The organism is Acuticoccus yangtzensis (assembly GCF_001927245.1).
In the GTDB taxonomy this organism is placed as follows: domain Bacteria; phylum Pseudomonadota; class Alphaproteobacteria; order Rhizobiales; family Amorphaceae; genus Acuticoccus; species Acuticoccus yangtzensis.
Genome location: NZ_MJUX01000003.1, coordinates 350,275 through 363,376 on the forward strand (window position 1 = coordinate 350,275; position 13,102 = coordinate 363,376).

7 protein-coding genes are annotated in these 13,102 nt (G+C 66.3%); 5 read left to right on the forward strand and 2 right to left on the reverse strand.

The annotated features are described in order from the left end of the window. Positions 1-100: 100 nt before the first annotated feature. The 5 genes from rpoB to BIX52_RS10890 all read left to right on the forward strand — a co-directional run bounded on the left by rpoB (position 101) and on the right by BIX52_RS10890 (position 11,182). On the forward strand, positions 101-4,243 hold the full coding sequence (gene rpoB / locus BIX52_RS10870; protein ID WP_075221078.1) for a DNA-directed RNA polymerase subunit beta: 4,143 nt from the start codon (positions 101-103) through the stop codon (positions 4,241-4,243). 78 nt (positions 4,244-4,321) lie between these two features. Beyond that, positions 4,322-5,071, forward strand: coding sequence for a sulfotransferase family protein (locus BIX52_RS10875; protein ID WP_075221079.1), 750 nt, complete (start codon positions 4,322-4,324; stop codon positions 5,069-5,071). After that, positions 5,068-9,279 carry a DNA-directed RNA polymerase subunit beta' gene (gene rpoC / locus BIX52_RS10880; RefSeq protein ID WP_075221080.1) on the forward strand — a complete coding sequence of 1,404 codons (4,212 nt, stop codon included), beginning with the start codon at positions 5,068-5,070 and terminating at the stop codon, positions 9,277-9,279. The genes BIX52_RS10875 and rpoC overlap by 4 nt, the downstream gene beginning before the upstream one ends. Positions 9,280-9,381: 102 nt before the next feature. Then, on the forward strand, positions 9,382-10,017 hold the full coding sequence (locus BIX52_RS10885; RefSeq protein ID WP_170126420.1) for a MarC family protein: 636 nt from the start codon (positions 9,382-9,384) through the stop codon (positions 10,015-10,017). Between the two features lie 130 nt (positions 10,018-10,147). After that, positions 10,148-11,182, forward strand: a complete 1,035-nt coding sequence (locus BIX52_RS10890; RefSeq protein ID WP_075221081.1) for a phytanoyl-CoA dioxygenase family protein — start codon at positions 10,148-10,150, stop codon at positions 11,180-11,182. 49 nt (positions 11,183-11,231) lie between these two features. Here BIX52_RS10890 and rsmA read toward each other — a convergent pair whose 3' ends face one another. Both rsmA and BIX52_RS10900 read right to left on the reverse strand, forming a co-directional pair. Continuing rightward, positions 11,232-12,119 carry a 16S rRNA (adenine(1518)-N(6)/adenine(1519)-N(6))-dimethyltransferase RsmA gene (gene rsmA / locus BIX52_RS10895; RefSeq protein WP_075221082.1) on the reverse strand — a complete coding sequence of 296 codons (888 nt, stop codon included), beginning with the start codon at positions 12,117-12,119 and terminating at the stop codon, positions 11,232-11,234. Positions 12,120-12,144: 25 nt separating this feature from the next. Then, positions 12,145-13,068, reverse strand: coding sequence for a peptidylprolyl isomerase (locus BIX52_RS10900; protein ID WP_075221083.1), 924 nt, complete (start codon positions 13,066-13,068; stop codon positions 12,145-12,147). Between the last annotated feature and the right edge of the window lie 34 nt (positions 13,069-13,102).

Here is a 13,102-nt window from a genome sequence, read left to right on the forward strand (position 1 = left end):
TCGAAACCCGCCGGCGCTCGTCCCGAGCGCCGGCCTTTCGCGTCCTGGTGGGCAGGGGGCGCGTGACGCGGGATGATCCCGCACCGAGAGGGGGCAAGGTATGACGCAGGCGTTCTCAGGTCGTAAGCAAGTTCGCAAATATTTCGGCTCCATCCGTGAGGTCACGGAGATGCCGAACCTGATCGAAGTGCAGAAGGCGTCCTACGATCAGTTCCTCCTCGTGGATAAGCCCGAAGGCGGGCGTCCGAACGATGAGGGCCTGGAAGGCGTTTTCCGCTCGGTCTTCCCGATTTCCGATTTCGCCGGCACCGCGATGCTCGAATTCGTCGACTACGAATTCGAAGCGCCGAAGTTCGACGTCGACGAATGCCGCCAGCGCGACATCACCTTCGCTGCGCCCCTCAAGGTGAAGCTGCGCCTCGTCGTGTTCGATGTCGACGAGGACACCGGCGCCAAGTCGCCGAAAGAATTCAAAGAGCAAGACGTCTACATGGGCGACATGCCGCTCATGACAGAGAACGGCACGTTCATCGTCAACGGCACCGAGCGCGTCATCGTCTCGCAGATGCACCGTTCGCCGGGCGTCTTCTTCGACCACGACAAGGGCAAGACGCACTCCTCGGGCAAGCTCCTCTTCGCCGGCCGCGTGATCCCCTATCGCGGTTCCTGGCTCGACATCGAGTTCGACGCGAAGGACATCGTCCACGCCCGCATCGACCGTCGCCGCAAGATCCCCGTCACCTCGCTGATGATGGCGCTCGGCCTGTCGCCGGAAGAGATCCTGCACACCTTCTACGACCGCGTCACCTACACCCGTGACGGCGACGGCTGGCGCATGCCCTTCGACGGCGAGCGCCTGAAGGGCCAGAAGGCCAACGTCGACCTGATCGACGCGGACACCGGCGAACTCGTCATCGAGGAAGGCCGCAAGATCACGGCCCGCACGATCCGCCAGCTCTCCGAGAAGGGCGTGAAGGCGCTGCGCGTCTCCGACGAGGAGCTCTACCAGCGCTACCTCGGCGACGACATCGTCAACTTCGAGACGGGCGAGATCTACGCCGAAGCGGGCGAGGAGCTGGACGAGAAGAGCCTCAACAAGCTCCTCGAGACGGGGCTTGCCGAGATCACCGTCCTCGACATCGACCACGTGACCAAGGGCGACTACGTCGTCAAGACGCTGACCGCGGACAAGAACGAGACGCGCGAGGGCGCGCTGTTCGACATCTACCGCGTCATGCGCCCCGGTGAGCCGCCGACGATCGAGACCGCGGAAGCGATGTTCGAGTCGCTGTTCTTCGACGCTGAGCGTTACGACCTCTCCGCCGTCGGCCGCGTGAAGATGAACATGCGCCTCGACCTCGATGCCCCCGACACGCAGCGCACGCTGCGTAAGGAGGACATCATGGCGGTCATCAAGACGCTGATCGACCTGCGCGACGGCAAGGGCGAGATCGACGACATCGACAACCTCGGCAACCGCCGCGTCCGCTCGGTCGGCGAGCTGATGGAGAACCAGTACCGCCTGGGTCTCCTTCGTATGGAACGCGCCATCAAGGAGCGCATGTCATCCGTCGAGATCGAGACGGTGATGCCGCAGGACCTCATCAACGCGAAGCCCGCTGCGGCCGCGGTGCGTGAGTTCTTCGGCTCCTCGCAGCTCAGCCAGTTCATGGACCAGACCAACCCGCTCTCCGAGGTGACGCACAAGCGCCGTCTCTCGGCGCTCGGCCCCGGCGGTCTGACACGTGAGCGCGCCGGCTTCGAGGTCCGCGACGTCCACCCGACCCACTATGGCCGCATCTGCCCGATCGAGACGCCGGAAGGCCCGAACATCGGTCTGATCAACTCGCTCGCCACCTTCGCGCGGGTGAACAAGTACGGCTTCATCGAGGCGCCGTATCGCAAGGTCATCAACGGCAAGGTGACGGACGACGTCCAGTATCTGTCGGCGATGGAAGAGCAGAAGTACGCCGTCGCTCAGGCGAACGCGCCGCTTCTGGAAGACAACCGCTTTGCCGATGAGCTGACCGTCGTGCGCCAGTCCGGCGACGTGCAGATGATGCCGGCCGACCGCGTCGACTACATGGACGTGTCGCCCAAGCAGCTCGTGTCGGTCGCCGCCGCGCTCATCCCGTTCCTCGAGAACGACGACGCCAACCGCGCGCTGATGGGCTCGAACATGCAGCGTCAGGCCGTGCCTCTGGTGCGGGCCGAAGCGCCGTTCGTCGGCACCGGCATGGAGCCGATCGTGGCGCGCGATTCGGGCGCCGCGATCGCCGCCCGCCGCACCGGCATCGTGGACCAGGTGGACGCGACCCGTATCGTCATCCGCGCGACGGAAGAGATGGACCCGACCAAGTCGGCCGTCGACATCTATCAGCTGATGAAGTTCCAGCGGTCGAACCAGAACACCACCGTCAACCAGCGGCCTCTGGTGCGCGTGGGTGACGCGGTGTCGAAGGGCGAGATCATCGCCGACGGTCCGTCCACCGAGCTCGGCGATCTGGCGCTCGGCCGCAACGTGCTCGTCGCGTTCATGCCCTGGAACGGCTACAACTTCGAGGACTCGATCCTCCTCTCCGAACGTATCGTTCAGGACGACGTCTTCACCTCGATCCACATCGAGGAATTCGAAGTCGCCGCCCGCGACACCAAGCTCGGCCCCGAGGAGATCACGCGCGACATCCCGAACGTGTCCGAGGAAGCCCTGCGCAACCTCGACGAGGCTGGGATCGCCTACATCGGCGCGGAAGTGCAGGCGGGTGACATCCTCGTCGGCAAGATCACGCCGAAGGGCGAGTCGCCGATGACGCCGGAGGAGAAGCTCCTGCGCGCCATCTTCGGCGAGAAGGCGTCCGACGTGCGCGACACCTCGCTGCGTGTGCCGCCGGGCGTCGTCGGCACCATCGTCGAGGTGCGTGTCTTCAACCGCCATGGCATCGAGAAGGACGAACGCGCCCAGGCGATCGAGCGCGAGGAGATCGAGCGTCTCGCCAAGGACCGCGACGACGAGCAGGCGATTCTGGACCGCAACACCTTCGCCCGTCTGTCGGACGTCCTCACCGGCCAGCAGGCGGTGTCGGGTCCCCGCGGCTTCAAGCCGGACACGGTGATCACGGCCGAGGCTCTGGAAGCCGCGCCGCGGTCCCAGTGGTGGATGTTCGCCCTCGCGGACGAGCAGATCCAGGCCGACATCGAGGCGATGCGTGACCAGTACGACCAGGCCAAGAAGCGCTTCGAGGAGCGGTTCCTGGACAAGGTCGAGAAGCTGCAGCGCGGCGACGAGCTGCCCCCCGGCGTCATGAAGATGGTCAAGGTCTTCGTGGCGGTGAAGCGCAAGATCCAGCCCGGCGACAAGATGGCCGGCCGTCACGGCAACAAGGGCGTCGTCTCGCGCATCGTTCCGTGCGAGGACATGCCCTTCCTCGAGGACGGCACGCACGTCGACATCGTTCTGAACCCGCTCGGCGTGCCGTCTCGCATGAACGTCGGTCAGATCCTGGAGACGCACCTCGGGTGGGCCTGCGCCGGTCTCGGCCGCCGCATCGGCGAACTCGTCCGCCTCGCCAAGGAATCCGGCGACACGGGCGAGCTGCGCACGACGATGCTCGACATCTACGACGGCGGCACGACCGAGCCGATCGCCGACTATGACGACGACTCGGTGATGCGCCTCGGCGAGCAGCTCTCGCGCGGCGTCCCCATCGCGACCCCCGTCTTCGACGGTGCGCGCGAGCCGGACATCGTCAAGATGCTGGAGCAGGGCGGTCTCGACGGGTCGGGTCAGTCGCGCCTCTATGACGGGCGCACGGGTGAGATGTTCGACCGGCCGGTGACGGTGGGCTACATCTACATGCTGAAGCTGCACCACCTGGTGGACGACAAGATCCACGCCCGTTCGATCGGCCCGTACTCGCTCGTCACCCAGCAGCCGCTGGGCGGCAAGGCGCAGTTCGGCGGCCAGCGCTTCGGCGAGATGGAGGTGTGGGCGCTCGAGGCTTACGGCGCGGCCTACACCTTGCAGGAAATGCTGACGGTGAAGTCCGACGACGTGGCCGGCCGCACGAAGGTCTACGAGTCCATCGTGCGCGGCGACGACACCTTCGAGGCGGGCATCCCCGAGAGCTTCAACGTTCTCGTCAAGGAAATCCGCTCGCTGGGCCTCAATGTCGAGCTGACCGATGTTGAACGGGACATGGTCATCAACAACGACATCGACGCCCGCAAGCTGGCGGCGGAATAGGCGGTCCGGCCCGGCCAGCCCCGAACGGGGCGGCCGGGCCGGTCTCACACCTGCGGATGAAGGAACTCAAGCGGCTGAATGCTGGTCTCGCACCGTCATAAGTTCATCTACTTCAAGACGCGCAAGACGGGCGGCACCTCGGTGGAGGTGGCGCTCGAACCGTTTGCGCGCCCTGTCGGATGGACGGGGACGATCAGCGAGGAGACCGCGGCGGCGGAGACCGAGGCCGGCATCGTCGGCGCGCGAGGCCCCGGCGCTGGCGATTTCGCGTGGCGTAACCATATGTCCGCAGAGGACGTCAAGCGCCGCCTGCCGGCCGCCGTCTGGGCGGGCTACAGGAAGTTCGCCGTCATCCGCAATCCGTGGGACAAGGTCGTCTCCTTCTTCCACTTCGCCCATCCGCGGCTGAAGCGGGCCGATCCGGAGACGGTGATCGCCACCTTCCGCGCCTGGCTGCCGAGCGCCGACAAGATCGGCGAAGACCGCGATTGCTACTGGATCGGGTCCGCCCCCGTGGCCGACCGGGTCCTCCGATACGAGACGCTGGAGCGCGACCTCGGCGAGATCCTCGCCGACCTCGCTTTGCCCCCGGTGGACCTGCCGCGCTACAAGGCCAAGGCGCGCGGTCCGCGGCGGGTCCCGTATCCCGACTATTATACGCCGGCGCTGGTGGACCACGTCGGCACCCGCTTTGATCGCGAGATCGAGCATTATGGCTGGTCGTTCGGCGGCACCCCCGCCGGCGTCCGTGATCTTGACGGTGGGGCCCTCGCCGCCGTCGCCTCGAAGTCCGCGCCTCAGCGCGTCACAAAAGGAGAGACGCCGTGAATCAGGAAGTGATGAACCTGTTCAATACGCAGGCGCCCACGCAGACCTTCGATCGGATTCGGATCTCCATCGCGAGCCCTGAGAAGATCCGCTCCTGGTCCTTCGGTGAGATCAAGAAGCCGGAGACCATCAACTACCGCACGTTCAAGCCGGAACGGGATGGCCTGTTCTGCGCCCGCATCTTTGGTCCCATCAAGGACTACGAGTGCCTGTGCGGGAAGTACAAGCGGATGAAGTTCAAGGGCGTCATCTGCGAAAAGTGCGGCGTCGAGGTCACGCTGTCGCGCGTTCGCCGCGAGCGCATGGGCCACATCGAACTCGCCGCGCCTGTCGCCCACATCTGGTTCCTGAAGTCGCTGCCGTCGCGCATCGGCCTTCTGCTCGACATGACGCTGAAGGACCTGGAGCGCGTCCTCTATTTCGAGAATTATATCGTCACCGATCCCGGCATGGTGACCGACGTGAAGCGCGGCCAGCTTCTGTCGGAAGACGAATATCTCGACCTGCAGGACACCCACGGCGAGACCTTCACGGCGCTGATCGGCGCCGAGGCGATCCGTGAGCTGCTCCTCCAGCTCGACCTGCCGCGCGAGTCCGAGCAGCTTCGCAAGGAGATCGCCGAGTCGACCTCCGAGCTGAAGCCGAAGAAGCTCGCAAAGCGCCTGAAGATCGTCGACAGCTTCATCGAGTCCGGCAACAAGCCGGAATGGATGATCATGACCGTGATCCCGGTCATCCCGCCGGACCTGCGCCCGCTGGTTCCGCTGGATGGCGGCCGCTTCGCGACGTCCGACCTCAACGACCTCTATCGCCGCGTCATCAACCGCAACAACCGCCTGAAGCGGCTGATCGAGCTGCGTGCGCCTGACATCATCATCCGCAACGAGAAGCGGATGCTGCAGGAGTCCGTCGACGCGCTGTTCGACAACGGCCGCCGTGGCCGCGTCATCACGGGTGCCAACAAGCGCCCGCTGAAGTCGCTGTCCGACATGCTGAAGGGCAAGCAGGGCCGCTTCCGCCAGAACCTCCTCGGCAAGCGCGTCGACTATTCCGGCCGTTCGGTCATCGTCGTCGGCCCGGAGCTGAAGCTGCACCAGTGCGGCCTGCCGAAGAAGATGGCGCTCGAGCTCTTCAAGCCGTTCATCTATTCGCGGCTCGACGCGAAGGGCTATTCGTCGACCGTCAAGCAGGCGAAGAAGCTGGTCGAGAAGGAGAAGCCCGAGGTCTGGGACATCCTCGACGAGGTGATCCGCGAGCACCCGGTGCTGCTCAACCGCGCGCCGACGCTCCACCGCCTCGGCATCCAGGCGTTCGAGCCCAAGCTGATCGAAGGCAAGGCGATCCAGCTTCACCCGCTGGTCTGCACCGCCTTCAACGCCGACTTCGACGGCGACCAGATGGCCGTCCACGTGCCGCTCTCGCTGGAAGCCCAGCTCGAAGCGCGCACGCTGATGATGTCGACCAACAACATCCTGCACCCGGCGAACGGTCAGCCGATCATCGTGCCGTCGCAGGACATCGTTCTCGGCCTCTACTATCTGTCGATCATGGCCGAAGGTGAGCCGGGCGAGGGGATGACCTTCGGGTCCATCAACGAGCTGCAGCACGCCCTCGACGCCAAGATCATCACCGTCCACTCGAAGGTGAAGGTCCGCTACAAGACCAAGGACGAAGACGGCAACCCGATCAGCCAGATCCACGAGACCACCCCCGGTCGCGCGCTGATCGCCGATCTCCTGCCGCGTTCGCCCAAGGTGCCGTTTGACATCTGCAACCAGCTGATGACGAAGAAGAACGTCTCCAAGATGATCGACGCCGTGTACCGCGGCACGGGTCAGAAGGAGACGGTGATCTTCTGCGACCGCATCATGTCGCTCGGCTTCACCAACGCGTTCAAGGCCGGCATCTCCTTCGGCAAGGACGACATGGTGATCCCGGACTCCAAGTACTCCACCGTCGACGAGACGGCGGAGCTCGCGAAGGAGTTCGAGCAGCAGTACTATGACGGCCTGATCACCCAGGGCGAGAAGTACAACAAGGTCATCGACGCGTGGGCCAAGTGCACCGACAAGGTCGCCGCGGCCATGATGGAGCGCATCTCGGCGGTCGAGAAGGACGAGAACGGCCGCACCAAGCAGATGAACTCGGTCTACATGATGAGCCACTCCGGTGCCCGTGGCTCGCCGACCCAGATGCGTCAGCTGGCGGCGATGCGCGGCCTCATGGCCAAGCCCTCGGGCGAGATCATCGAGACCCCGATCACCTCGAACTTCAAAGAGGGCCTGACGGTTCTCGAGTACTTCAACTCGACCCACGGCGCCCGTAAGGGTCTCGCGGACACCGCGCTGAAGACCGCCAACTCGGGTTACCTCACCCGCCGTCTGGTGGACGTGGCGCAGGACGCGATCATCTCCGAGGTGGACTGCGGCTCGATCCGCGGCATCACCATGGAGCCGATCGTCGACGCCGGTCAGGTCATCGCTACGCTCGGCAGCCGCGTCCTCGGCCGCACCGCCGCCGAAGCCGTGCACAACCCGGCCACGGGCGAGCTGATCGCCGAGGCCGGCACGCTGCTCGACGAGAAGGACGTGGACGCCATCGAGGCGGCGCGCGTCCAGTCACTGAAGATCCGCTCGGTGCTGACCTGCGAGACGCGCAACGGTGTCTGCGCGGCCTGCTACGGGCGCGACCTCGCCCGCGGCACGCCCGTCAACATGGGCGAGGCGGTCGGCGTCATCGCGGCGCAGTCGATCGGCGAGCCGGGCACGCAGCTCACCATGCGTACCTTCCACGTCGGCGGCACGGCGCAGGTGGTCGACAGCTCGTTCATCGAGTCCTCCTTCGAGGGCACGGTGAAGATCAAGAACCGCAACGTCGTGCGCGACTCCGACGGCAACATGATGGTCATGGGCCGCAACGTGCAGGTGGCGATCATCGACGCGGACGGCACCGAGCGGGCGAGTTACAAGCTCACCTACGGCGCCAAGCTCCACGTCGACGACAAGGACGCCATCAAGCGCGGCCAGCGCATCGCCGAGTGGGACCCCTACACCCGCCCCATCCTCTCCGAGGTGGACGGTGTGGCCGACTTCGAGGACCTGGTGGACGGCATCTCCGTCTCCGAGGCCGCGGACGAGGCGACGGGTATCACCAAGCGCGTCGTCACCGACTGGCGCACCCACACGCGCGGCTCCTCGCTGCGTCCGGCGGTCGTCGTGAAGGACGATGCGGGCAACCTCGTGAAGCTGCCCCGCGGCGGTGACGCGCGCTACCTGCTCTCTGTCGACACGGTGCTGTCGGTCGACACGGGCGGCCGGGTCCATGCCGGTGACGTTCTGGCGCGTATCCCGCTGGAAAGCGCCAAGACGCGTGACATCACGGGTGGTCTTCCGCGCGTGGCCGAGCTCTTCGAAGCCCGCCGGCCGAAGGACAATGCCGTCATCGCCGAGATCGACGGTACGGTCCGCTTCGGCAAGGACTTCAAGAACAAGCGCCGGATCATCATCGATCCGGGCCCGGAGACGGGTCTGGAGCCGATCGAGTACATGGTCCCGAAGGGCAAGCACATTCACCTTCAGGACGGCGACCCGATCGAGAAGGGCGACTACATCCTCGACGGCAACCCGGCGCCGCACGACATCCTGGCCATTCACGGCGTGGAGGCGCTCGCCGCCTACCTCGTCAACGAAATCCAGGGCGTCTACCGGCTCCAGGGCGTGGGCATCAACGACAAGCACATCGAAGTGATCGTGCGTCAGATGCTGCAGAAGGTGATGATCACGGATCCGGGCGATTCCGATCTCCTCGTCAACGAAGAGATCGACCGCATGGATCTCGACGAGCTGAACGACGATCTCCTGGCGGACGGCAAGAAGCCGGCGTCCGGCGATCCCGTCCTCCTCGGCATCACCAAGGCCTCGCTGCAGACGCGCTCGTTCATCTCGGCCGCGTCCTTCCAGGAGACCACCCGCGTGCTCACCGAGGCGGCGGTCAGCGGCAAGGCCGATCAGCTTGAGGGCTTGAAGGAGAACGTCATCGTCGGCCGTCTCATCCCGGCCGGTACGGGCGGCATGATCAACCGCATCCGCGAGATTGCCGCCAAGCGTGACGAGCTCATCGCCGACGCGGAGCGCGCCGCCCAGGGCGCCGCGGAAGGCGCCGCGATGATCGAGGACATGCGCCAGGGCGACCCCATGCCGGGCGAATAAGCCCCGTCGACATCGCCACGAACGACAGGTGCCGGGCCGTTGAGCCCGGCACTTTTTTTTTGCCAATGCTCCGCCGGCAGCCCTCCAACCGGTCGAGCCTCCGTGGAAGCCTTCATCGAGATCGCGAAGCAAGAGTTCATCGTCCTGTGGGTGGTGATCGACCCCATCGGCACGCTGCCGGTGTTCGTCGCGGTCACCGCGGGCATGGCGGCCGCGAAGCAGCGCATGGTCGCGGTCAAGGCGATCACCATCGCCTTCTGCGTGCTGCTCGGCTTCATCCTCGTCGGCCAGGTGGTGCTCGACGCGCTCGGCATACCGCTCCCGTCCTTCCAGATCGCCGGGGGAATCGTCCTCTTCCTGTTCGCGATGTCGATGATCTTCGGGCAGGGAAAACCGGCGGAGGACATGCAGAGCGCCGAGCCGTTGCACATGGCCGTCTTCCCGCTGGCGATGCCGTCCATCGCCTCGCCGGGCGCGATGCTGACCGTCGTCATCCTCACCGACAACGACCGCTTCTCGCTGGAGCATCAGGCGATCACCGCCGGGCTGATGGCGGTGGTTCTCCTCATCACCCTGTGCATCATGTTGATGGCCGCGCCGATCATGCGGGTCATCGGCATGACGGGTGCGGCCATCATCAGCCGTGTCATGGGGCTGATCCTCGCCGCCGTGGCGGTCGATGCGGTTCTCGACGGATTGCAGCAGATCGGGATTCTGGCCGACCTCGTCACCGCATGAGCAGGACGGTGCGGGCACGGGCATGTCCCTGAGGGCGCGCGGCCGGACATATATATCAGGAAAGTTTGATTTAACTCGCTCCCGCATCGTGGCATGGTCGACGGGCAATGGTTGGGAGAGTTGTCCTTAGATGAAGCCGATGAAGGCCCTCTCGATGGCCCTGGCGGCGCCCGCCGTCCTGTCCGCCCAGAAGAATTTCCGTGCCAATCCCGTGATCGGCTCCGGGTCGATGAACGCCCGCGGCCTGCACCGCTGGCGTGTGCGCCAGACCCACGCCATGAGCGACCGCCGCCGCGATCTTCTCGCCGGCGCGCTCGACCCTGCCGAGCGCGAAGCGTTCGACCGCGACGGCTATGTGGCGCGCGAAAATGCGCTGCCGGCCGACCTTTTCGCCGCGTTCAAGGCCGAACTCGCGACGCACCGCTTCCGTGCCTGGGAAATGCAGCAGGGCGACACGGCAACGCGCCTCATGCCGCTCCCCGTCGCCGGGGACTCGGCGGCGGCGAAGGTGCGCGCTCACTTGCGCTCGCCCTCCTTCCGCAATCTCACCGGCTACGTGGCCGGGCGCTCCGGCGGCTACAACCCGGTGCTGCAGACCGTGGCGGTGCATCCCGACCCGTCCAGGCCTGACCCGCAGGTTACGCTGCACGCCGACACCTTTCACCCGACCGCCAAGTTCTGGCTCTTCCTGGACGATGTCGGCATCGAGGACGGCCCGTTCGCCTACGTTCCGGGGTCGCATAAGCTGACGCCGGAGCGCCTCGCCTGGGAGCACGAACAGGCGTTGAAGGCGACCGCCGACGGCAACGCGCACCACGCGTCCGGCTCGTTCCGCATGACGGAGGAGGGGCTTCCCGCGCTCGGCTACGATCGTCCGGTCACGCCGCTGCCGGTGAAGGCCAACACCTTCATGCTGGCCGATACGTTCGGCTTCCACCGCAGGTCCCCCGCGATGAAGCCGAACGCGCGCGTGGCGGTCCACGGCATGCTGCGCCGCAACCCCTTCATGCCGTGGAACGGGCTCGACCCGTCCGAAATCCCGGGCGTGGACGGGCGCCTCATCTGGCTGCTCTTCGCCAGCCGTGACGCCAAGGCGCGCATGGGCCGGCCGGACAAATATCGCAGCGTGGGCGAGAAGCTGGCGGCCGACCTCGCCGTCGGCTGACACGCCGTACCCGCTGCCGCGCAGACTGAATCCGGCGCGGGTCAGGCGGTCAGCCGCCCTCGCGCTCCTGCCAGACTTTGGCGAGGCGGATGAAATCGGTGACGGGGATGCGCTCGGCGCGCTCCGTCGGCTCCAGTCCGGCCGCGGCGAGAAGGCCCTCCGGGTCCTGCGTCAGCGATTTCAGGCTGGACCGCAGCATCTTGCGCCGCTGGCCGAAGGCGGCCGCCGTCACCCGCTCCAGCGCCTTCAGCGGCACGTCATCGGCGGGCTTGGGGTCGATCCGCACAACGCTGGACCACACCTTCGGCGGCGGCACGAAGGCGGCGGGCGACACGTCGAACACCGAGGTCGCGTGCGCGCGCGCCCCGGTCAGCACCGCGAGGCGGCCATAGTCGCCGCCTCCGGGGGTGGCGACGATCCTGTCCGCCACCTCGCGCTGCACCATCACCGTCGCGCTCGCCCACCAGGGAAGCCACGGCCCCGACAGCCAGTCGACGATCAGTGGCGTTCCGACATTATAGGGAAGGTTCGCGCAGATGCTGGCGCCCGCGGGGGCAAGGGCCGTCCAGTCGGCGGAGAGCGCGTCGGCGGTGACGAGGGTGAGGCGTCCATCCGCCGCGGCGACCAGAGGTGCCAGCACCTCCGTCGCCCGCAGGTCCTTCTCAACCGCCACTACATAAGCGCCGGCTTTTAGCAGCGACCGGGTGAGGCCGCCGGGGCCGGGGCCGACCTCCACCACAGTTTCCCCCTCCAGCGGGGCCTCGGCGGAGGCGCCGGGGCGGCGGGCCGTGCGGGCGATCTTGTCGGTCAGGTTCAGGTCGAACAGGAAGTGCTGGCCGAGCGACTTGCGGGCCGGAAAGGCCTCGGCCACCACCTCGCGCAGGGGCGGCAGAGCGTCGATCCGCTCCCGCAGACGGGCGAGAGCGCCGTCGGTCATGTCACGGTGTCCTCAGCGCGCCGGCTTAGCGGATCTCGATCACCGCATCGCGGCGGAGCTGACGCACATATTGCTTGGCGAACACCTCGTTGCGCTCCTCCTGCATGTCCCGCTCGAGCGACTTCATCGCCGCGTTGGAGGAGCGGATCGGTGTCTTCTTGCACACCGCCAACATCATCAGCCCCTGCTGGGTGGCGATCGGCTCGGACAATTTGCCCTCGGCGAGGCCGTCGACCGCGTCGGCCAATTGCTGCGGCAATTCGGCGTGTGTCCGGCGGCCGAAGGGCAGGACCACCACCTCGCGCGTCTTCTTGGCGATCGGCAGTCCGGTCTCGCACGAGTTGAACTGGCCTCGGACCGAAGCGGCGATGCGCCGCGCCTCGGCCTCGCGGGCCGCGGACGGGTTTTCCGGCATCGCGACCACGACGCGCGTGAGGTCGTATTCGTAGGAATCGATCACCGTCTCGCCGCCTTCCTGGCGCAGCAGCGCGGCGACGAGGTCCTGCTCGCTCACCTTCAGCGCCGCCCCGAAGCGCGAACGGGTGATCTGCGCCGTGGCGATTTGCGCCTCCAGCCGGTCGCGCAGGGTCTCGATGTTGACGCCGGCTTGGCCGAGCGCCTGGGCGAGCTGGGCCGGGCTCAGTTTCACCCGCTTGGCGATGTTGCTGATCGCCCCGTCCACCATGTCCTTGGACACGGTCACGCGCATCTTGCGCGCGGCCTCAAGCTGAAGCTCTTCGTCGATCAGCTCATCCAGCGCCATCCGGCTCAAATTGCCGCGTGTACCAGTAATCTGCATCAGCCGTTGCCGCTGGCTCACGTCGTAGCTGGTGATCGGCTTGCCGTTGACCACGGCTTTGATGGTGGTTTGGGCCATCGCTGCTGTCGAAACCGCAGCGGAGCCCAGAAGGCCAAGGGCGAGGACGAGGCAAGACGCGATGCGGACCATGACGATACTCAGCGGCTGAAGACCGCCCGAGGTA

What these genes read in the sequence shown, in the direction of transcription:
- rpoB (WP_075221078.1), top strand. Translation starts at nt 101, where the DNA reads ATGACGCAGGCGTTCTCAGGTCGTAAGCAAGTTCGCAAATATTTCGGC.
- BIX52_RS10875 (WP_075221079.1), top strand. Translation starts at nt 4,322, where the DNA reads ATGCTGGTCTCGCACCGTCATAAGTTCATCTACTTCAAGACGCGCAAG.
- BIX52_RS10890 (WP_075221081.1), top strand. Translation starts at nt 10,148, where the DNA reads ATGAAGCCGATGAAGGCCCTCTCGATGGCCCTGGCGGCGCCCGCCGTC.
- rsmA (WP_075221082.1), bottom strand. Translation starts at nt 12,119, where the DNA reads ATGACCGACGGCGCTCTCGCCCGTCTGCGGGAGCGGATCGACGCTCTG.
- BIX52_RS10900 (WP_075221083.1), bottom strand. Translation starts at nt 13,068, where the DNA reads ATGGTCCGCATCGCGTCTTGCCTCGTCCTCGCCCTTGGCCTTCTGGGC.